At 46.7% G+C, this 19,655-nt stretch carries 18 protein-coding genes; 11 read left to right on the top strand and 7 right to left on the bottom strand.

Features of this window, described 5'->3' with window-relative positions; translation table 11 throughout:
* Positions 1-109 precede the first annotated feature (109 nt).
* Together QUA02_RS10155 and QUA02_RS10150 are read right to left on the bottom strand one after the other, a co-directional pair.
* Positions 110-1,342 (bottom strand): DNA replication/repair protein RecF, encoded by a 1,233-nt coding sequence (locus QUA02_RS10155; protein ID WP_333027178.1) that lies wholly within the window; start codon positions 1,340-1,342, stop codon positions 110-112.
* A 307-nt stretch (positions 1,343-1,649) separates the two neighbouring features.
* Positions 1,650-4,472: a cation-translocating P-type ATPase gene (locus QUA02_RS10150; protein ID WP_333027177.1), complete on the bottom strand. Its 2,823-nt coding sequence runs from the start codon at positions 4,470-4,472 to the stop codon at positions 1,650-1,652.
* Between the two features lie 981 nt (positions 4,473-5,453).
* Here QUA02_RS10150 and cpcB point away from each other — a divergent pair.
* From cpcB to cpcE, 6 genes are all read left to right on the top strand, one after another.
* On the top strand, positions 5,454-5,972 hold the full coding sequence (gene cpcB / locus QUA02_RS10145; RefSeq protein WP_333027173.1) for a C-phycocyanin subunit beta: 519 nt from the start codon (positions 5,454-5,456) through the stop codon (positions 5,970-5,972).
* A 106-nt stretch (positions 5,973-6,078) separates the two neighbouring features.
* Positions 6,079-6,567, top strand: coding sequence for a C-phycocyanin subunit alpha (gene cpcA, locus QUA02_RS10140; RefSeq protein ID WP_172185445.1), 489 nt, complete (start codon positions 6,079-6,081; stop codon positions 6,565-6,567).
* A 149-nt stretch (positions 6,568-6,716) separates the two neighbouring features.
* Positions 6,717-7,532, top strand: a complete 816-nt coding sequence (locus QUA02_RS10135; protein WP_333027171.1) for a phycobilisome rod-core linker polypeptide — start codon at positions 6,717-6,719, stop codon at positions 7,530-7,532.
* A 220-nt stretch (positions 7,533-7,752) separates the two neighbouring features.
* A complete protein-coding gene (locus tag QUA02_RS10130; RefSeq protein WP_333027169.1) occupies positions 7,753-8,622 on the top strand; it encodes a phycobilisome rod-core linker polypeptide in 870 nt (289 codons plus the stop codon).
* Between the two features lie 179 nt (positions 8,623-8,801).
* Positions 8,802-9,134, top strand: a complete 333-nt coding sequence (cpcD, locus tag QUA02_RS10125; RefSeq protein WP_333027168.1) for a rod-capping linker protein CpcD — start codon at positions 8,802-8,804, stop codon at positions 9,132-9,134.
* A 447-nt stretch (positions 9,135-9,581) separates the two neighbouring features.
* Positions 9,582-10,421, top strand: coding sequence for a C-phycocyanin alpha-cysteine-84 phycocyanobilin lyase subunit CpcE (gene cpcE / locus QUA02_RS10120; RefSeq protein ID WP_333027166.1), 840 nt, complete (start codon positions 9,582-9,584; stop codon positions 10,419-10,421).
* Positions 10,422-10,578: 157 nt separating this feature from the next.
* Here cpcE and QUA02_RS10115 read toward each other — a convergent pair whose 3' ends face one another.
* Positions 10,579-10,755 carry a hypothetical protein gene (locus tag QUA02_RS10115; RefSeq protein WP_333027165.1) on the bottom strand — a complete coding sequence of 59 codons (177 nt, stop codon included), beginning with the start codon at positions 10,753-10,755 and terminating at the stop codon, positions 10,579-10,581.
* Between the two features lie 18 nt (positions 10,756-10,773).
* On the opposite strand from QUA02_RS10115, the gene cpcF reads away from it, so the two are divergent.
* Positions 10,774-11,400, top strand: a complete 627-nt coding sequence (gene cpcF / locus QUA02_RS10110) for a C-phycocyanin alpha-cysteine-84 phycocyanobilin lyase subunit CpcF (protein ID WP_333027163.1) — start codon at positions 10,774-10,776, stop codon at positions 11,398-11,400.
* On the opposite strand, the gene QUA02_RS10105 is transcribed toward cpcF, so the two are convergent.
* Together QUA02_RS10105 and QUA02_RS10100 are read right to left on the bottom strand one after the other, a co-directional pair.
* A complete protein-coding gene (locus QUA02_RS10105; protein ID WP_333027162.1) occupies positions 11,389-11,682 on the bottom strand; it encodes a DUF2103 domain-containing protein in 294 nt (97 codons plus the stop codon). The two genes, cpcF and QUA02_RS10105, sit on opposite strands and share 12 nt — an antisense overlap.
* 100 nt (positions 11,683-11,782) lie before the next feature.
* Positions 11,783-12,253, bottom strand: coding sequence for a response regulator (locus tag QUA02_RS10100; RefSeq protein ID WP_333027161.1), 471 nt, complete (start codon positions 12,251-12,253; stop codon positions 11,783-11,785).
* A 170-nt stretch (positions 12,254-12,423) separates the two neighbouring features.
* Here QUA02_RS10100 and QUA02_RS10095 point away from each other — a divergent pair, with 170 nt between their 5' ends.
* The gene (locus QUA02_RS10095; RefSeq protein WP_333027160.1) at positions 12,424-13,407 is read left to right on the top strand and encodes an Rpn family recombination-promoting nuclease/putative transposase; all 984 of its coding nucleotides are present in this window, start codon (positions 12,424-12,426) and stop codon (positions 13,405-13,407) included.
* A gap of 123 nt (positions 13,408-13,530) precedes the next feature.
* Positions 13,531-13,857 (top strand): antibiotic biosynthesis monooxygenase, encoded by a 327-nt coding sequence (locus QUA02_RS10090; RefSeq protein WP_333027158.1) that lies wholly within the window; start codon positions 13,531-13,533, stop codon positions 13,855-13,857.
* Here the strand turns inward: QUA02_RS10090 and cas6 are convergent, their stop codons facing one another.
* On the bottom strand, positions 13,858-14,739 hold the full coding sequence (gene cas6, locus QUA02_RS10085; protein ID WP_333027156.1) for a CRISPR-associated endoribonuclease Cas6: 882 nt from the start codon (positions 14,737-14,739) through the stop codon (positions 13,858-13,860).
* Positions 14,740-14,875: 136 nt separating this feature from the next.
* Positions 14,876-15,958 carry a class I fructose-bisphosphate aldolase gene (locus QUA02_RS10080; RefSeq protein ID WP_333027155.1) on the bottom strand — a complete coding sequence of 361 codons (1,083 nt, stop codon included), beginning with the start codon at positions 15,956-15,958 and terminating at the stop codon, positions 14,876-14,878.
* Between the two features lie 224 nt (positions 15,959-16,182).
* Between QUA02_RS10080 and QUA02_RS10075 the strand changes: the two genes are divergently transcribed.
* Entirely contained in the window at positions 16,183-18,801 is a 2,619-nt protein-coding gene (locus QUA02_RS10075; RefSeq protein ID WP_333027153.1) for a M1 family aminopeptidase, read from the top strand.
* 310 nt (positions 18,802-19,111) lie between these two features.
* Positions 19,112-19,528: an NUDIX hydrolase gene (locus QUA02_RS10070; RefSeq protein ID WP_333027152.1), complete on the top strand. Its 417-nt coding sequence runs from the start codon at positions 19,112-19,114 to the stop codon at positions 19,526-19,528.
* The last annotated feature ends 127 nt before the right edge of the window (positions 19,529-19,655 follow it).

Genomic DNA, 19,655 nt, shown 5'->3' with positions numbered 1-19,655 from the left:
TTAACCTTTATCCTATCTCAAAGTGAGGTAATAATGCCAATTTTTCAAATTTTTTGCATTCTTACCATGAAACAGAAAATTTGTCAATCTAAAATCTAAAATCTAACATCTAAAATCGATTGATTTGTCCGGCAACGACGGAGAGAATTTGGGTTTGTCGCAGCCACTGAGCATCAAAAGCGCCTAGGTGAGTTGTAGTAATCAGTGTTTGAAATCGTTCTTGAATTGTTTCTAAAAGTTGATTTTGCCGGCTCAGATCGAGTTCTGCAAGTACGTCGTCGAGCAAGAGTAAAGGTGCTTCGCCGACGACTTCTTCAATAAGCTGCAATTCGGCTAATTTTAATGCTAATACCAGAGTTCGCTGCTGGCCTTGGGAAGCGTATTGACGAGCTGGGGTACTGTTAATTGTAAATGTAATATCGTCGCGGTGGGGGCCGACTAAAGTTGTTCCTTGAAACTGTTCTGCGATCGCCCTTTTTTGAATTTTCTCTAAAAATGCTTGCCGCACTCCTTCGAGATTGTCTTTAGCGATTAATTCCGAACTTACTTCAATATTAGCATCGTATTTCACATCTAAAACTTCTGCTGAACCGCTAATTGAACCGTGCCAATTTCGAGCTAAAGGCATCAAACGCTCCAAAATTCGATCGCGCCTGCGGATCACGCGAGCCCCCGCTGTCGCCAACTGCGCGTCCCACAAAGCTAATTCTGAACTGGGAATGGGGAATTGGGAGTTGGGAATTGGTAAATCTTCTTTATTTTCCGGTTCGAGACTTTCGGGTGCAAGAAATTGTATTTTGTCAAAACTTTCTGAAAATTCCGCTTTCCTGATTGCTTTAGAACGTTTCAATAGAGCGTTTCGCTGGCGCAAAATTTGATTGTACTGGTGCAAAATGTGAGCGTAAATCGGTTCTAACTGGATGACTAGGCGATCGATCCAATTGCGCCTTCCTTCGGGCCCGCCGCGCACTAAGTCCAAATCCAAACAAGAAAATTGCACTACATTTAAGACGCTCAAAAAGTCTAAATGGCGGCGCAGCGGTTCGCCGTTGAGCTTGCATATCCGGCGCGCCCCAGAGCGAAGAGTTAAAGCTAAGTCGATCGCTCCGGTTTGGCGTTCGAGTGTAGCATCTATTTGCCCGATCGGCTTTGAGTCGAGTATTAAATCGCGATCGCGCCCTACTCTGTGGCTTTTTAATGTAGAAAGTAACTCTACCGCTTCTAACAAGTTAGATTTTCCTTGAGCGTTGTTTCCTACTAAAATGGTTTTGGGAGCGTCAAAGGCTACCTTTTGATCGAAGTAGTTCCGAAACTGCCGTAGGTGCAGCGTTTTCAAATACATAATATTAGTAATTGGTAATTGGTAATTAGTAATACACCGATCGTAGGGTGAACGACCGGGCGCACCTTACAGGTTGGCCACCGATCGCCTTTACGATTGCGATTTTCGCCGAGCGTTGCGCTCGCAATCACATTATAACGAACTAATAAATGTTTAATTGTGACACAATCTATTGAGTTTTCATAGCGATGACTTTGGCTGTGAGCCAGGGGTTGCAACCCCTGGCGGATGTGAAGAGAGAATAGTGCCAAATGCGAGGGTTATAGCTAATAATGAAATATCGCTCAGTATTCGTCAGCAGTTAACACTATTTTCGAGATTTGTAAAAGCGCACGAACAGTTTTTCCATTTCAATCCAGACAAACATCAGGGCGCTGAAACCGAAGCAAACCATCAATTCAAACGCCGTTAAATAATGAGTGCCGAAAAATGCTCTCAGCGGCGGAACGTAAATCAGCATCAATTGCAGAATAGTAGTCACAATTACAGCCCCCCACACAAAAACATTAGTGAAGGGATTTAACTCAATAGTTAGCTGAGTGTTAGACCGAATTGCGATCGCGTGACCCATTTGCGCCAAACAAAGAGTTGTAAACACCATTGTTTTCCAAGCATCGGGATCTCCGACATGGTTGGGGTTTGTAGTATATCCGTAAGCCCAGGACATCATCGCGATCGTCAAAATTGCAAAAATAATCCCGATCCGAATCATGTAAGAACCCAAACCCCGCGCAAAAATACTTTCTCGCGGACTGAAAGGAGGCCTTTTCATCACGTTCGGTTCCCCCGGTTCCACAGCCAAGGCCAAAGCGGGAACGCCGTCTGTTACTAAGTTCATCCACAAAATTTGCAGTGGCGTCAGCGGCACTCCTCCCAAACCCATTAAAGGTGCGGCCGCAATTGTCAAAACTTCGCCGATGTTGCTACCCAAAATGTATTTAATAAAGCGGCGAATATTGCTATAAACCACTCGCCCTTCTTCAGCGGCGGCGACAATAGTTGCGAAGTTGTCGTCGAGGAGTACCATATCGCTAGCTTCTTTGCTGACATCGGTGCCGGTAATCCCCATGGCGATGCCGATATCGGCTTGTTTCAAGGCGGGGGCGTCGTTAACGCCGTCGCCGGTCATTGCGACAAATTTGCCCCAACTTTGCAAAGCTTGGACAATGCGCAATTTGTGTTCTGGGGAAACGCGGGCGTAAACGCTAACCTGTTCGACTTGCTGTTTGAGTTCTTCTTGGCTGAGCTTTTCTAATTCTTGACCGGTGAGAACTCGATCGCCCTCTTTAGCAATACCTAAATCGTAGGCGATGGCTTTTGCTGTCAACTGGTGGTCTCCTGTAATCATCACCACCCGAATCCCTGCATCGCGGCACTTCGCCACTGCTTCCCGCACTTCCGGGCGCGGGGCGTCCAGCATACTCACGAGTCCCAGCCACACCATCTCTTGTTCGCTGGTTTCATCAGAACCTTCTGGCGGCACGTTTTCCCAGATTTTATATGCAAACCCGAGGACTCGCAAACCTGCGCTTGCCATATTGTTGTTTTCGGCGAGGATGCGATCGCGCATTTCCTGAGTTAAAGGTTCAACTCGATCGCCGATTATGATGCCTTTGCAGCGCTCCAAAGTCAATTCTGGAGAACCTTTGGTCAGCATCAAATAATTCTGCTGCTGTCCTTTGTCCGAGGGAAATCCCGAATGTCCCGAATGTCCGGGCACTTCGCAAATCACGCTCATCCGCTTGCGTTCGGAACAAAAAGGAAACTCCGCCCTGCGTTGCAGCAATTGAGACTGTTTTTCCTTATAAATGCCTGCTTTTCCCGCTAAACAAAGCAGAGCTCCCTCCGTGGGGTCGCCCAAAATCTTCCATTCTTGCTGTTCGTGCTGCAATACTGCGTCGTTGCAAACTGCACAGGCAATTAATAAAGATTCGAGTTCTGGGTATTCTTCTAAATTATTAATTTTGGTCAATGTATGGCGATCGGTAAAATCTCCGATCGGGGCATAGCCGTCGCCTCCGACGCTGACAGTGCAGTCGCCCGTAGACACTAGCTGCACTACCATTTTATTTTGAGTCAGAGTACCTGTTTTGTCGGAACAAATGGTTGTTACCGAGCCCAAAGTTTCTACAGCAGGCAGTTTGCGAATCAGGGCGTTTCGCTTCACCATCCGCCTAGTTCCGAGTGCCAGAGTAACTGTCACGACTGCTGCGAGTCCTTCGGGAACCACAGCCACAGCCATGCTGAGAGAAACTTCTAACAGTTCTTCAAACCTGCTGGTATCGAAACCGATGCTGCCGTTTTGGAAGGTAATCATGCCGCCGATGACGACAATTGCGACTAAGCCTAGGGCACCGGACACTAGAACATTTCCCAACTGGCCCATCCGCTGTTGCAGGGGAGTCGGTTCGCTTTCTACTGACTGAAGCATGGCGGCAATTTTGCCCAGTTCAGTTTGCATTCCGGTGTTGGTGACGATCGCCTTTGCTCGTCCCTGAACAACTTCTGTTCCCTGAAAAATCACGTTGAGCCGATCGCCCAAGGAAGCATCTTCTGGAAGTTCTAGGTCTGCTTGCTTGGTAACTGCTAGAGCTTCTCCCGTCAAAGCAGATTCTCTAACTTGCAGATTTGATGCTTCGATCAACCGTCCGTCTGCTGCTATTTTTACCCCAGCCTCTAACAGCATCACGTCTCCGGGTACGAGTTCCTTGGCTGCTATTTCCGAAGTTTTGCCGCCCCGCAGGACTCTGACTAGGGGGGAAGCGAGGTTTTTGAGGGCTGCGAGGGCTTTTTCAGCACTTTGCTCTTGGAAATAGCCGAGAATGCCGTTGAGTATGACGATCGCAAAAATGGCGATCGCATCTTTGGGAAAAGTATTCGACCTGATGTCCAAAAAAGCCGAAATCACGGCCACACCCATCAGCATCAACAACATGATATTGGTGAACTGATCGACAAAAATCGACCACGGACTGCGGCCTCCTGTTTCTTCTAGTTCGTTGGGGCCGTATTGCTGCAAGCGTTCTGACACCTGTTGGCTGCTCAAGCCAGCGTCTTTGTTGCTGCTTAGCTGCTGGAGAGTTTGGTCAATTGCTACGGTGTGCCAAGAAGAGGGAGAATTTGAAGACATAAATTACGATCGGTCATGGGGCATAAAGGTGGTTGCGGCCGGACAGCTACAGCCGATCCATCTGGCTGATTACAGTAAGAAAGTTTTAAGTTTTGAGTTCTGAATAAAAAACTGTTTAACTTGGGATTGGTTTTGGGCGGTTCGATGCCGGGGAAGCAAAAAGCTTTTAACTTCATTGCGTCTGGCTGCTCGATCGCGCCGTTTGTAGACCTACCGCTGATAGCACTTATCCACCTTACTACTAAAAATTAGCAATTTCTTCCGCTTTTACCCAAGGCCCAACGGCTGAGTTTAGTCTGTAAATGATGATATTTCGGGCAAAAGCTGTGGCTGTGGCGATCGGGGTCGCAATAAGATTGGATTTTACCTACCGAATTCTGCCTGCATCCTGGCTGGGGCAGAATTTTTGCTTTTTTCCCTATTCCCCATACCTTGTTTTAGCCAAACGTTAATTTGCTTAACTCTTCTTAACAATTCGGTTTTTCGTGGGAAAGTCCACAGAGGCGATGCCCGACTCGATGGTTTGGGGCGGTTCCACCGCCACAGCACGGTAATAAAACCAGACTAGGGGTTTATATCTGCACCCGCGCATCTACCGCAGGGAGGATATTTGCCACCTCTCGCCCAACCCCAATTTACCTTCTCTGAGAGATAAGTTCCTGTAATAATTTGTAATAAACAAACGCGGGCGAGCATTGTATAAAGTTATCAGAGGGTTGAAACGACAGGCCAAAGTTAACAAAAACACTGATTGACAAGGTTTGTCGCATCTCATAAAAGGTGTAAAATTTTCTAAGGTTTCTTAAACGTCCGTTGCAATGTAACAATAGTGCAGGTAGCGGAAAGGGAGAGATCGATCGAAGCAGCAGATTAGCTGGCATCAAATTTCAACCCTTGCAGGCACTAGCAGCCTGAACAAATTTAACTTAACGGTTTTATACCGCAACCAAACTCAATTAACTCAAGTAGGAGAGTTCTTTCATGTTTGACGCATTTACAAAAGTGGTTTCCCAATCTGACGCTCGGGGCGAATTTCTAGCTCAGGGCCAACTAGATGCTCTCAGCAGCATGGTTTCCGACGCTAACAAGCGGATTGACGCAGTAAACCGCATCACCGGCAACGCATCCAGCATCGTCGCCAATGCAGCTCGCACCCTGTTTGCCGAACAGCCGCAACTGATCGCTCCTGGTGGCAATGCGTACACCAACCGCCGCATGGCAGCTTGCTTGCGCGATATGGAAATCATCTTGCGCTACGTCACCTATGCAACATTTGCAGGCGACGCCAGCGTTTTGGATGACCGCTGCTTGAACGGTCTGCGCGAAACCTACCAAGCTCTGGGAGTTCCCGGTGGCTCGGTTGCAGCCGGCGTGCAAAAAATGAAGGAAGCAGCAATCGCGCTTGCTAACGACCCCAACGGCGTTACCCGTGGTGATTGCAGCTCGCTGATGTCTGAAATCGGCAGCTACTTCGACCGCGCAGCCAGTGCAGTCGGCTAAAAATAGCCAAGCGAACATTTCTTGTAAAGATAGCGAGCATCGCATTTTTGCAAACAATCATTTTTGTACAACAAAAACAACACAACATTAGGGAGAAACCAGAACAATGAAAACCCCTTTGACTGAAGCAGTAACCGCAGCCGATTCTCAAGGCCGCTTCCTGAGCAGCACTGAACTGCAAGTCGCCTTCGGCCGTTTCCGCCAAGCCGCAGCAGGTTTGGAGGCAGCCAAAGCGTTGACCGCCAACTCTCAGCGCTTGATCGACGGTGCAGCTCAAGCTGTGTACAACAAATTCCCGTACACCCAACAAATGCAAGGCCCGAACTACGCTTCTACCCCAACCGGTAAAGCCAAGTGCGCTCGCGACATCGGCTACTACCTGCGGATGGTAACCTACTGCTTAGTTGCAGGCGGCACCGGTCCGATGGACGAGTACCTGATTGCAGGTGTTGACGAAATCAACCGGACATTTGAATTGTCTCCTAGCTGGTACGTTGAAGCTCTCAAGTACATCAAAGCCAACCACGGTCTGAGTGGCGACGCTGCAACTGAAGCGACTTCCTACATCGACTACGCAATCAACGCCCTGAGCTAGATTTGCGTGATGCCCGGAATTGTAAGCTACTGTTAGCTTGATTGTTAGCGGTTGTTTAGAATTCCGGGCATCTGCGATCTAAGCCGAGTTTTCCAAATACTTTTTTTAAGCAGTTATCAGTTTTTAAAGCAAAAAAGGAAGAAGCGAAGATGGCGGGATTAAGTGCAGCAGAACGGTTGGGAATAAAAGCATTTGAAGAAGCGGGACGGGTAGAACTGCGCCCCCACTGGACGCAAGACGATGCGAAAGCAGTAATTCGCGCCGCTTACAGCCAAGTTTTCGGCAACGAGTATTTAATGTCGAGCGAACGAGTTACCAGTCCTGAATCTCTGCTGCTGCAAGGGCAGATTTCAGTGAAAGATTTTGTGCGGTCAATTGCACATTCCGAAACCTATCGGAAAAAGTTTTTTTACCCGAACTCGCAAACGCGGTTAATCGAGCTTAATTACAAGCATTTGTTGGGCCGCGCTCCTTACGACGAGTCGGAAATTGCTTTCCACGTTGATTTGTACAATGCAGAAGGCTACGAAGCTGAAATCAATTCTTACATTGACTCAGTTGAGTATGAAGAAAATTTTGGCGAAAGTATAGTGCCTTACTATCGCGGTTTCGCGACCCAAAGAGGTCAAAAAACCGTCGGTTTTAACCGGATGTTTCAATTGTACCGGGGTTTTGCTTCTAGCGATCGCGCCCAAAACCAAAAGCAAGCGCGGCTAACCTGGGAAGTTGCCAGAAATACGGCTTCGCCCATCTATACCCCCTCCACCGGAAAAACCCTAGGCGGCAATTCCGGCGGTTCTCGCGACCAACTCTACCGAGTCACCGCAATGCAAGGTGCGGCTAAGTTTTCGCCCCAAGTGCGGCGGACTACTACCGAATATCTCGTGCCTTACGAGCAACTTTCGAGCCGCTTGCAGCAAATCAACAAACGTGGCGGCAAAGTGGTAAGTATTACCACAGCTTAAAGTTTGTAAAGACGTTTCAAAAAAACGTCTTTAGCAAATTAGGACTAAGGCTAAAAAATTCTTCAAATTTATGTGTATAGGTAAGGTGCGCACGGCGCACCCTACTTTGAGCAGGTGCGCACGGCGCACCCTACTTTGAGGCATATTATCCTTAGTCCTAAAAATTTCAAGTGCAACAAAGCATTAAACTTTGGTCATTAATAATTTAGGAGAAAATCTGGTGGCGATTACGACAGCAGCGTCTAGACTGGGAACATCCGCATTGAGCGATGCGCCGAAGGTAGAATTGCGCCCGAACTACAGCAAAGACGACGTTGAAACTGTGATTCGTGCCGTTTACCGTCAGGTGCTGGGCAACGACTATTTAATGAAATCCGAGCGACTTATAAGTTCCGAGTCTTTGCTGCGGGACGGGAGTTTGACGGTACGAGAATTTGTACGCGCTGTAGCTAAGTCAGAACTGTACAAAACCAAGTTTTTCTACAACAGCTTCCAAACTCGGACGATAGAACTAAACTACAAACACTTGCTCGGTCGCGCTCCCTACGACGAATCTGAAGTAGTTGAGCACTTAGATTTGTACCAAACACAAGGCTACGACGCTGATATTGATTCTTACATCGATTCAGTGGAGTATCAAGAAAACTTTGGCGAGAATATCGTGCCTTACTACCGCGGCTTTAACACGCAGCGCGGGCAAAAAACCGTTGGTTTTACCCGGATGTTCCGGCTGTATCGCGGCTATGCAAACAGCGATACATCTCAACTAGAAGGCAATAACTCTCGCTTAGCTGTCGAACTCGGCACTAACAGCGCTACGGCTGTAGTTGGGCCTTCTGGCGGTAACGAAGGTTGGGCATATCGGCCTTCTGCGAGAAACGTAACTCCCGCCAGCGGTTTCGGTGGCGCGGCAGCTTACGGTAAAGAAGGGCGGCTTTTCCGCGTGGAAGTTTCGGGAATTCGCACTGGTGGCTATCCCAGCGTGCGCCGCAGCAGCAAGGCGTTTATCGTACCAGTTGATGATTTGTCTTCGCAAATGCAAAAATTTCAGCGCATGGGCGGGAAAATCGCCAGCATTACTCCAATTTAGTTGTTAGTTATCAGTCATTAGTCATTACATACTAAGGTTCTGCGTAAGGTGCGGTGTGCAGAGAGCCCTACATAATTAGGTTCTGCATAAATTCTGAACGAGAGACTAAGGACTAAGGACTAAGGACTAAGGACTAAGGACTAAGGACTACTGACCAATTACCAATTACCAAGAAGCTTATGTTGGGTCAAATTGTAGCTGGAAAAAGTGGCAATACAGCTTCGGCTGGTCGCTGCTTTCGGTATGAAGTTGTGGGCTTGCGCCAAAGCGATGAAACAAATAATGTGGATTATTCGATTCGATCGAGCGCGAGTACATTTATCACCGTGCCTTACAATCGGATGAATCACGAAATGCAGCGGGTTACTCGCATGGGCGGGAAAATTGTCAGCATTCATCCTTTAAGCGCGAGTGCAGAATCATCCCATGAATCATCCCATGAATCATCCCATGAATCATCCCATGAATCATCCCATGAATCATCCCATGAACCATCGGGTGAGCACGAATAGTTTGGTAGCAGGGGCGATGAAAATCGCTCCTACACAAGCTAGAACGGGCGATGAAAATCGCTCCTACACAAGCTAAAAGCGGCGATTGAAAGAGACTGTTGGCGAATCAATAAAGGGCTTCACCCCTCACCCCTAAAAATAGTGGTTCTAGACTAAATGTCTAATTGACCATATAGCTATTAACTACCAATAGTGAACGGAAAACTGCCTCCCAGAGGTGAGGGGTAACACCCTCGGCGAATTCGCCAACAGTCTCTTGAAATCGCTGCTACACAAACTTTCGTCCACTCCAAGACGACTAAGAGTTAATGCAACCCGCGCAGGCGGGTTTTGTCTGTTTAGTAGCGATTTTAATCGCCGAGTTTCCCTAACCCTAGCCTTGCAGCTTTTGTCTGGGTAGCAGCGATTTCAATCGCCGAATAACTAATAACTAATAACTAATAACTAATGACTATGGATTATTACGAATCCGACTCACCGCCGGCGGGTGTAGCTGAGGGCGAGTCTTTAACTGTTGAACAGGCGATCGCAAATTTGCACTCCCAAGATTACAGTCTCCGGTATTATGCTGCTTGGTGGGTTGGCAGGTTTAGAGTCAAGGAACCGGCAGCTATTGCAGCTTTAATTGCCGCATTGCAAGAAGAGTCAGAACAAACAAAAATAGGCGATTATTCCCTATTGCGAAATGCGGCGCGGGCCCTGGGTAAATTGGGAGATAAACAAGCCTTGCCGGCGCTGATTCGCTGTTTGGAATGCGCCGATTATTACGTGCGGGAAGCGGCGGCTCAAGCTCTAGAAATGCTGGGCGATCGCGATTCTATTCCACCGTTAATGAAACTCTTAGATGGGGGAATTTCGGTGGCGGTGCGAGTGCCGGAAAAATCGCATCTAGTGGAGCCTTACGACTCGGTAATTGAAGCTTTGGGAACGCTGCAAGCGATAGAGGCCATACCGCTAATTTCACCTTTTTTAGAACATTCTGTGGAGCGGGTGCAGTACGCTGCTGCGCGGGCGATGTATCAGTTAACTGGTGAGCGGGTTTACGGAGAGCGGTTGGTAAGTGCTTTGAATGGGGATAATTTGCAGTTGAGGCGATCGGCTTTGATGGACTTGGGGGCGATCGGCTATTTGCCGGGAGCGCAAGCTATTTCTGAGACTTTAGCAGAAAATAGCATAAAATTGATTGCGCTGAAAGGAGTTTTGGAGCATCATCTCGAACAACAAGCATCTCTATCTTTGTCAGATGAAGCTATTCAAGTTATGAAGTTAATGGATAGTTTACTGTGAAAAAAATTAGTTCACAACTGAAATACGATTGCTGTAGCGATTCTCAATGGTCTACCGTATATTCAGGACACAGTAAGCTGTCGCGCATTTAAATTGTATATTCAGGGCGGGCGGGAGGCCCACCCCACAAGAGTTTGATTGTTTTTTAACATACAATTTAAATCCAGAACAGCTTATATTCAGGACACAGCAGTGCTGTTTCCCTACGGCATATCTGTATTTTAGGCAGGACACAGCACTGCTGTGTCCCTACGGCATAGATGAGAATGTTGATGGGTGAGGCTACAAAAGGTTCGATCGCGCGATCGACCCAACCTACAATTACAATGGTCACGGTACAGTTTATAAGTAAATGGCATTAGAACTAATTCAGGCTGTCGAACAAGCAGATTCTTCCGAGGGCTTGTTAAACGCCGTCAAAGCACTGGCGGCGGCTCCCTCAAAACAAGCAATTCCTACCTTAATTACAGTGCTCGGTTACAACAACCCAGGCGCCGCTGTTGCCGCCGTTGACGGGCTGATTCAACTCGGAGAACCTGCGGTGCTGCCGCTTCTAGAACAGCTTGACGGCTACAATTACGGGGCGAGAGCTTGGGCTGTTCGGGCTTTGGCCGCCATTGGCGATCCCAGGGGTTTGGAGATTTTGCTCGATGCAGCGGCGAATGACTTTGCTTTGAGCGTGCGGCGGGCGGCGGCTAGGGGTTTGGGGACGATTTGCTGGGAACTTATGCCGGCAGAGCAAGTTTTAGAGGCTCAAATTCGCGCTGTTAAAACGCTGCTGCAAGCGTCCCGAGACCCGGAATGGGTGGTTCGCTACGCAGCAGCGGGGGGTTTGCAAGCTTTGGCGGGTGCTGCGACTGTTAAACCGGATTGGTTAGCGGAAGTTTCGGCCAGACTTGACGAAATTGTCGATCGCGACGAAACTGCTTCAGTTAGAGCCCGGGCAATGCTGGCCAAACAAAGATTGTCACTTGGCTAGGGTTAGGGCGATCGTCTCTTCCAAGTCCCCTTGACTGAGAGTGGTTAATATAAAGACTTCTTGTACGGTTGTGCCCTGTCTGGCAATGATTTTAAATCCCCCGCGAATGGGTACTGACACTCTTAATGTCATGCGGGGGATGTGTCCTTTAACTTTGTTGATGACGCCTGGAGTAACGGTTTGAATGCCCATTTTTAGGGTGAGCCGCTGTAAAATTGGTATCAAACCGGGAAGGTGGGTAGAGTGATTCCAAACTAGGCGGCCTTTGGGTTGTGCGTTCATAAATTTTTAACCAAATTCAACATACCCAGTCTAAGCCACCTCTGGCTGGAAGCAATTTGAAATTCCCTCAACTTATGTATCAATAACGTTACTGTGCGTGTCATTGCCAGCAAACCGACGCAATCTCAAACCGAGATTTTTGATTCCAGGCGCGCAAGCTGAGATTTGATGGCGCAGAATTGTCCGGTACTTTTTGATGTTTTGGGTTGCTAACTGTCGGTTTTTCTAGTTTAGTTGCGATCGCCCCGAGCATTTCTGCTATGCTGTAAGGTTTCTTGAGATAGCCGTCTGCTTTGAGTTCGAGAGCTTTTTCCATTTCTGAACCCGTCATAAAAATAAACGGAATGCTGGCGGTTGCAGGGTGCGATCGCAAAACCGCGAAAACTTGTAAACCGTCTAGTTCGGGCATCATGACATCAGACAAAATTAAATCAGGAATTTGGGCGGTGGCTAACTGGATACCCACTTGTCCGTTTTCGGCGCCGACAGCTTCAAAACCGCGAGATTCCAGAAGTTCTAATACGGTTTCTCGGATCAAGTTATCGTCTTCTATTACTAATATTTTGGTCATTTTTGTTACTTTTTTGTTGGCTTTATTTTTACTTGTATGTTAAATTTATATCACCCGTATTATCATAAATTCAAGTGGGCTATTGCAGCTACCCAGTTTTCGCAACCCCGAAGCGATCGCACTTCATCAAAATCTTTCATAAATCAATAAAACAGATTAGGAAAAATATCATGAGATTTATCAGCCCTAAAACAGACTTTGCCTTCAAAAAAATATTTGGTTCCACCGACAGCCAAGATATCCTGATCAGCTTCTTAAATGCTCTAATTTACGCCGGTGAGCCAATCATCCAAGACTTACAAATTATTGACCCTTACTCGGCTGCTACCGTTAGCGGACTCAAAGATAGTTATTTGGATGTCAAAGCTCGAATTACCGGCAACAAGACGGTAATTATTGAAATGCAAGTTTTAAATGTAGCCGCTTTTGAAAAACGAGTCGTCTACAACCTAGCCAAAACCTATGCCAATCAACTCAAAATCAGAGAAGGTTATCCTAGATTAAAACCAGTAATTGCTTTGACGATTACTGATTTTGAAATGTTTAAAGAACAACCTGATGTTATTTCTCATTTTGTGTTCAAAGAAAAAGAGAAACTATTTGATTATACCCATCTCCAAGTAGAAATGTTTTTTGTCGAATTGCCGAAGTTCAAAAAAGAGTTAAACGCACTCACAACTTTGACTGATAAATGGATTTATTTTATGAAGCACACTCCCGATTTAGAAACAATCCCAGCCACAATGGAAACAGTTCCAGAACTAGAAAAAGCTTTTCAAATTGCCAATGAGGCTAACTTAAGCTTGAAAGAGTTCCAGGATATGGAAGCCCAAGAAGCGGCGATCGAAGAACAGCGGGGAATAGTTTCTAGAGGGATAGAAGAAGGTTTGGAGCGAGCTAGGATTCAATTGATGCAAGCGGGCCGCCAAGCAGGGATGCAAGAAGGCCGTCAAGCAGGGATGCAAGAAGGGATTAAAGCAGGCCAAAGAGCATTAATTTTGCGTCTGCTGGAGCGACGTGTAGGAGCAGTAAATCCCGATGTAGTTTCGCGGATTGGGGAATTATCGGTTGAGCAATTAGAGAGTTTGGTGGAGGAGATAGCCGAATTTTCTAGTTTATCCGATTTAATGGTTTGGTTAGATAGAGCAGAATAATCGAAAGATCGATCGCTGTTAGGTTTTTTTAGGTCGATAAACTTATAAACAGCGATATTCACAAAAATCCGCCGATCGGGTAAAATATAACTTGGTGTATCGCGATTTTTTGAGGAAAAGGATATGTCAGAATTTCTAGACTTTCTCAGACATCAGTTTGCCTACGTTGCCATTGGCGAATTTAAACCAGGAAAATTTAAAGAAGCAGAAGAACTTTTTGAAAAAGCCGTCGCAACTTATGCTACAGGTTTTAAGGGAGCGTACTTGCTGCAATTGCCCAATACTGACAAAGGTATTGCCATCATTTTTTGGGAAAGCGTAGAAGAGATGGCCGCCAATCAAAGCCAAGCTTATCAGGAAATATTGAAGCAAATGACGCCTTTGTTTGCGAAAATTCCCGACACTGATGTTTATGAAATCGTCAGTGAAATTCAGCCAAAAAGTGAATGATTAAAAATCCTGCAACCGGCGCGTCATTCCCATACCCATCGGCGTCTTTCGCCCGACTCCGCTGTAAAGCGCAAAATCAGCTAAAGCATTAATTTGCTTGATAGCAACCGGATTAACATCTCCCATAATTCGGTAACTAACATCGCCGACGCAGCCAATAAATTTACTTCGAGAATCGGTACTCACTTCGGTTCGGATATCGAAGAAACTGGGGAAAATAGCTTCTGTGAAAGTAGGTTCGATCGCAATGCTGCTGTACTTGTTCCAGCGGTTGGCCAAACTGCCAAAAACACTTTCTCTACTTGGCATAGCACTATCGTATACACCTTGCCTAAAATTAGTAGGAGTGCAAAAAGTAAAAGCAATGACGCGCTCAGTTTCTGAAGCTCGATCGAACAGTTCGGCATAAGTACAAAAGTTCACCCAAGGCTGGTTTGATTGCGGTTCGCTCACAATATTAGTAATGTATATATTTGTCGGGCCCAGATGCCAAGGGATCTCGAAATTCAATTGCTGCCAAAGTTGAGTTAGGCGATCGAACAAACTGTCATCCAGCAGAGAAATGCGCCACCAAATCGGCGTATTTTCGTGAATTGCTTGCTTGTAATCCCACTGTACAGCCTGCGAAATAGTGCGCGAAGCAGTCGGCAAAACTCTCTTTTGGATCTGCGGTGTGCTGCTTTTGTAAGCCTCTTTTCTGCTTACTTGGAAAGGGCTTAAAGTGAAAGCTTTTTCATTAGATTGGTCGTGCAGGTACGCGCTCAAATCGGTGTCTACAGCACTCACAAGGTTCAAAAATAAAGCGTGGAGATGCCGTCCCGTTAAAAACTGAGATGGAATTGGTGCAACTGGCAGCAGGTTTAAAACAACGCTGTGGGGCATTTTAAAATTATATAGTGTGTCTCTATATGTGTTGAGCTAGTATTAATATTACAGCTAAGTTGCAACTTATAAGGTGCGCAGTGCGCACCCTACGTTTAGGTTGTGATATTGAAGCAAATCTCTGCACTGTGAATTTTTAGGCGATCGAGATTTCTGGCGACAAATAAACGTCTTGAATGGCGTGGAACAATTTTACACCTTCTTCAAAGGGCCGCTGAAAAGTTTTGCGGCCGGAAATTAAGCCGCAGCCGCCAGCGCGTTTGTTGATTACCGCCGTGCGAAGTGCTTCGGCAAAATCGGTTTTTCCCGAAGCACCGCCGGAGTTAATTAAACCCATCCTTCCCGCATAACAGTTGAGCACTTGATAGCGAGTTAGATCGATCGGGTGATCCGTTGTCAAATCCGAATAAACGCGCTTGTCGGTTTTGCCGTAACTCTTGCCGCTTGCTTTAGCAACAGCTTCGTAGCCGTTATTGCACTCGGGCAATTTCTGCTTGATAATGTCAGCTTGAATTGTCACTCCCAAGTGATTTGCTTGCCCGGTTAAATCCGCTGCAAGGTGATAATCTTTGTCTTGTTTAAAAATATCGTTGCGGAGGTAGCACCACAGAATTGTCGCCATTCCGTATTCGTGAGCGTGAGCAAAAGCTTGACTGACTTCTTGGATTTGTCGCGTCGATTCCGGCGAACCAAAATAAATTGTTGCTCCCACTGCAACGGCTCCCAAATTCCAAGCTTGCTCGACAGAAGCAAACATTATTTGGTCGTATTGATTGGGATAAGTCAGCAATTCGTTGTGATTGAGTTTGAGAATGAAAGGGATTTTGTGCGCGTATTTGCGAGATACGCTTCCCAAAACTCCCAGCGTTGTCGCGACAGCATTGCAGCCAGCAGAGATTGCTAGTCTGATGATGTTTTCGCTGTCAAAATAGATGGGATTCGGTGCAAAAGAAGCTGCCGCCGAGTGTTCGATTCCTTGGTCTACCGGCAGGATGGATAAATAGCCGGTATTTGCCAAGCGTCCGCTAGAATAGAGTTGCTGAAGCGATCGCAAAACTTGGGGAGATCGATCGGTTTGAGCGAAACTGCGATCGACCCAATCCGGGCCCGGCAGGTGCAACAAATCTTTAGAAACTTTCGCTTGATGGGTGAGCAAGTCTTCCGCTTCGTCGCCCAGCCAAGATTCGAGCGAACTGGGAACTGATAGTGTAGCTGTCATGCAGATTTCCCTCTCAATTTCAATTGCAGGCTGATGATTGCAGACATTAGCCTTGCTGATATTGTAGCGAAAAAATCATATTTTCCATCCCGACCACGATCGACTCAGTTTTTAATAAGTTAGCGACAACAGCAACTAGGACGCGCTACTCTATAATAAGCTGGTAGTTCAGCCGGATCTGCGCTGCCAGCGATCGCCGATCGACTCACAACTTTGCCATCATAATGTCACACACTTACTTTGATTCTGAAAACGGTCACAAATCCTTCGAGATGCCCGGTGCCCGGCCCCACTACAACCCCGATCGCCCCGGTCAAGTAGAGCACATTTTCCTCGACTTAGTGCTGAATATTCCCAAACAAAGCTTTCGCGGCACTTGCAGCATCCGCATCAATCCAGTCCGCAGCGGTATTGACAAATTAACCTTAGATGCGGTAAACCTGAACATTAAATCGGTAAAAGTTGGCGAAACCGAGCAAAATTTCGACAGCGACGGCGAAGTGCTGCAAATTCAACTGCACGAACCAACAGAAGCGTACCAACCAATTACAATTGCGATCGAATACTCGGTCGAAAAACCCCAGCGCGGCCTCTATTTCGTGGGCCCGGACAAACACTATCCAGACAAACCAACACAAGTTTGGACTCAAGGCGAAGACGAAGATTCCCGCTTCTGGTTTCCCTGTTTCGACTATCCCGGACAGTTGGCAACTTCCGAAATTCGAGTGCAAGTTCCGAGACAATTTTTTGCGATTTCCAACGGCGAATTAATTAGCACAAAAAACGACGGCGACGATAAAATTTATCACTGGTCGCAAACCCAGGTACACCCGACGTATTTAATGACCTTAGCAGTCGGAGATTTCGCCGAAATCAAAGACGAATGGAACGGCAAACCAGTTAATTATTACGTGGAAAGAAGCCGCGAAGCAGACGCTAAGCGCAGCATGGGCAAAACGCCTCAAATGATTGAATTCTTCTCTAAAGCATTTGGCTATCCTTACCCTTTTCCCAAATACGCTCAAGTCTGCGTCGATGATTTCATCTTCGGCGGTATGGAAAATACTTCGACCACTTTGCTGACAGATAGGTGCTTGCTAGACGAACGCGCCACCCTCGACAATCGAGGTACTGAAAGCTTAGTCGCCCACGAATTAGCTCACCAGTGGTTCGGTGATTTAGTAGTAATTAAACATTGGTCTCATGCTTGGCTGAAAGAAGGCATGGCTTCTTATTCCGAGGTGCTGTGGACTGACAAAGAATATGGCAAAGAAGACGCGGCTTACTATATGTTAAATGAAGCCCGCAATTATTTAGCTGAAGATAGTTCCCGCTACCGCCGCCCGATCGTTACTCACGTTTACCGCGAAGCCATTGAATTGTACGATCGCCATTTGTACGAAAAAGGCGCTTGCGTTTATCACATGATTCGCGCCGAGTTGGGCGATGACTTATTTTACAAAGCAATTCACACTTTTGTGCGGGATAACGCTCACAAAACTGTGGAAACGATCGATTTGCTCAGAGCAATAGAAAAGGCTACCGGTCGCAATCTCATGTTTTTGTTTGACCAGTACGTTTATCGCGGCGGCCATCCAGATTATAAGGTTGCTTATTCCTGGGACGGCGACAGCAAATTAGCAAAAGTTACCGTCACTCAAACCCAGGTAAAAGATAGCAAAAATGACAGCGGCAACAGCAAAGATGTCTTTGACCTGAAAATTCCGATCGGCTTCGGTTACAAGCCGGACAAAGAAGACGGCGATGACAGTTCAGCCAAGCTAAAAACTTTCACAGTGCGAGTCTACGAACGCGAGCAAAGTTTCTATTTCCCTCTCGAAGAGAAGCCCGCCTTTATCAGTTTCGATGTCGGGAATAAATACTTAAAAACTGTTGTGTTAGAGTATGCAGTTGCCGAACTAAAAGCTCAGTTGCAGTTCGATCCCGACCCGGTTTCCCGGATTTATGCCGCCCAAGCTTTGGCGAAAAAGGGAGGATTGGAAGCCGTGAAAACGCTGTCAGAAGTTCTCAAGAAAGAGCAGTTTTGGGCCGTGCGCGCCGAAGTCGCCGGTCACTTAGTTGAAATTAAACTCGACCAAGCTTTTGATGGTTTAGTAGCTGGTTTGAAGGATAAAGATGCTAGGGTTCGCCGCGCTGTAGTGAATGCGCTGGGTAAAATCAAAACTCACGAAACTTATAAAGCGCTGAGATCGATCGTCGAAAAAGGCGACGCCAGCTATTACGTAGAAGCGGCCGCAGCGAGTGCTCTTGGCGGAATTGCAGGGGCTAACCCCGACGAAAAACCGACCGACGAACAGGTACTGAAAGAGTTAAAATTGGTGCTGAAAGAGCGTCAGGGGTGGAATGAGGTTGTGCGATCGGGGGCGATCGCCGGTTTGGCGCAAATGAAAACTTCTGAAGATGCGCTGGATCTAATTTTGAAATACACTGCTGCGGGTACTCCGCAAGCTTTGCGCTTAACTGCAATTCGCTCTTTGGGCACAATTTCGACTGGTCAAACCAAGGTCAATTTAGAACGGATTTTGCAGCGATTGGCAGAATTGTCTAGAGAGACGTTTTTCTTGACTCAAGTATCTGTCGTAGCGGGGTTAGGACAAATGGAAACTCGCAAAGCAATTCGCATTTTGCGTTCTTTAGCTGACCAAACTCCTGACGGCCGCGTCCGCCGCATGGCTGATGAAGCTGTGCAAAGAGTGCAGAAAAATGCTGGTTCTGATGCAGCGGTAAAGCAGTTGCGGGAGGAATTAGACCAGGTGAAAAAGGAGAATCAAGATTTGAGGAGTCGTATGGAAAGTTTGGAGGCTAAGGCGAAAAAAGATTAGGTAAGTAAATTTTGTAAGGTGCGTCGCTCATCGATTGTCGCTACGATCGAGGATTGTTTCGGGCGACGCACCCTACCAGCTACTCAGAAACCGGGTTTTTGACCTCGCGTGCGTAGTCAGGTGCGTCGCTCATCGATTGTCGCTACGATTGAGGATTGTTTCGGGCGACGCACCCTACCAGCTACTCAGAAACCGGGTTTTTGACCTCGCGTGCGTAAGTTCTGTAAAATCACGCTGCAATTTTTGTTTTTAGTCTTGAACTGCCGATCGAGTTGAAGCAGCTTTGGCATCCAAATCTCTTGCACAAATTATGAGTAGCAGAACCATTGTATTGGTGGAACAATCCGGGGTGATTCCCTACCGCATTCTAGACGGAAACATAGAAGTAATGCTAATTACTTCGTCGGGAGGTAAGCGCTGGGTAATACCGAAAGGTTTAATTGAACCTGACATGACTCCCGAAGATTCCGCAGCCAAGGAAGCTTGGGAAGAAGCAGGTTTATTGGGTCGAGTGTTTCCTGATTTGATGGGAACTTATGAATACTATAAGTCTGGCTGTATTTGGCAAGTCGATGTATTTTTACTGCAAGTAGAAACAGTTGTGGAAAATTGGCCTGAAGCTTATAAGAGAAAGCGGCAGTGGGTCAGTATTCCTAAAGCAATTAAGCGGGTTGATGAACCAGAACTCAAAGTCATTCTTAGGGATTTGCCGAATAGATTTTGGTGAAGAGATACCTCTAAGTTAGTAAAGTTTAATTTCTCTTTATTTAAAGCTAATTAGGGCTTGCTGAATCAGTGAGAAAAGTAAACAGTGTATGGGTTTTCCGACCAAAAAAGTAGTAAGGGTGCAAGAA

The organism is Microcoleus pseudofavosus SVA1_A4 (assembly GCF_036700565.1).
Classification (GTDB): domain Bacteria; phylum Cyanobacteriota; class Cyanobacteriia; order Cyanobacteriales; family Microcoleaceae; genus Microcoleus.
The sequence above is the reverse complement of the archived record's forward strand: the minus strand, read 5'-3'. Positions and strand labels throughout refer to the sequence as shown.

Bases quoted from the DNA above. Each gene is read 5' to 3' on its own strand.
- cas6 (WP_333027156.1), bottom strand. From the start codon at position 14,739: ATGCCCCACAGCGTTGTTTTAAACCTGCTGCCAGTTGCACCAATTCCA.
- QUA02_RS10095 (WP_333027160.1), top strand. From the start codon at position 12,424: ATGAGATTTATCAGCCCTAAAACAGACTTTGCCTTCAAAAAAATATTT.
- QUA02_RS10075 (WP_333027153.1), top strand. From the start codon at position 16,183: ATGTCACACACTTACTTTGATTCTGAAAACGGTCACAAATCCTTCGAG.
- QUA02_RS10135 (WP_333027171.1), top strand. From the start codon at position 6,717: ATGGCGGGATTAAGTGCAGCAGAACGGTTGGGAATAAAAGCATTTGAA.
- cpcF (WP_333027163.1), top strand. From the start codon at position 10,774: ATGGCATTAGAACTAATTCAGGCTGTCGAACAAGCAGATTCTTCCGAG.
- cpcB (WP_333027173.1), top strand. From the start codon at position 5,454: ATGTTTGACGCATTTACAAAAGTGGTTTCCCAATCTGACGCTCGGGGC.
- QUA02_RS10090 (WP_333027158.1), top strand. From the start codon at position 13,531: ATGTCAGAATTTCTAGACTTTCTCAGACATCAGTTTGCCTACGTTGCC.
- QUA02_RS10150 (WP_333027177.1), bottom strand. From the start codon at position 4,472: ATGTCTTCAAATTCTCCCTCTTCTTGGCACACCGTAGCAATTGACCAA.
- cpcA (WP_172185445.1), top strand. From the start codon at position 6,079: ATGAAAACCCCTTTGACTGAAGCAGTAACCGCAGCCGATTCTCAAGGC.
- cpcD (WP_333027168.1), top strand. From the start codon at position 8,802: ATGTTGGGTCAAATTGTAGCTGGAAAAAGTGGCAATACAGCTTCGGCT.
- QUA02_RS10105 (WP_333027162.1), bottom strand. From the start codon at position 11,682: ATGAACGCACAACCCAAAGGCCGCCTAGTTTGGAATCACTCTACCCAC.
- QUA02_RS10070 (WP_333027152.1), top strand. From the start codon at position 19,112: ATGAGTAGCAGAACCATTGTATTGGTGGAACAATCCGGGGTGATTCCC.
- QUA02_RS10100 (WP_333027161.1), bottom strand. From the start codon at position 12,253: ATGACCAAAATATTAGTAATAGAAGACGATAACTTGATCCGAGAAACC.
- QUA02_RS10155 (WP_333027178.1), bottom strand. From the start codon at position 1,342: ATGTATTTGAAAACGCTGCACCTACGGCAGTTTCGGAACTACTTCGAT.
- cpcE (WP_333027166.1), top strand. From the start codon at position 9,582: ATGACTATGGATTATTACGAATCCGACTCACCGCCGGCGGGTGTAGCT.
- QUA02_RS10080 (WP_333027155.1), bottom strand. From the start codon at position 15,958: ATGACAGCTACACTATCAGTTCCCAGTTCGCTCGAATCTTGGCTGGGC.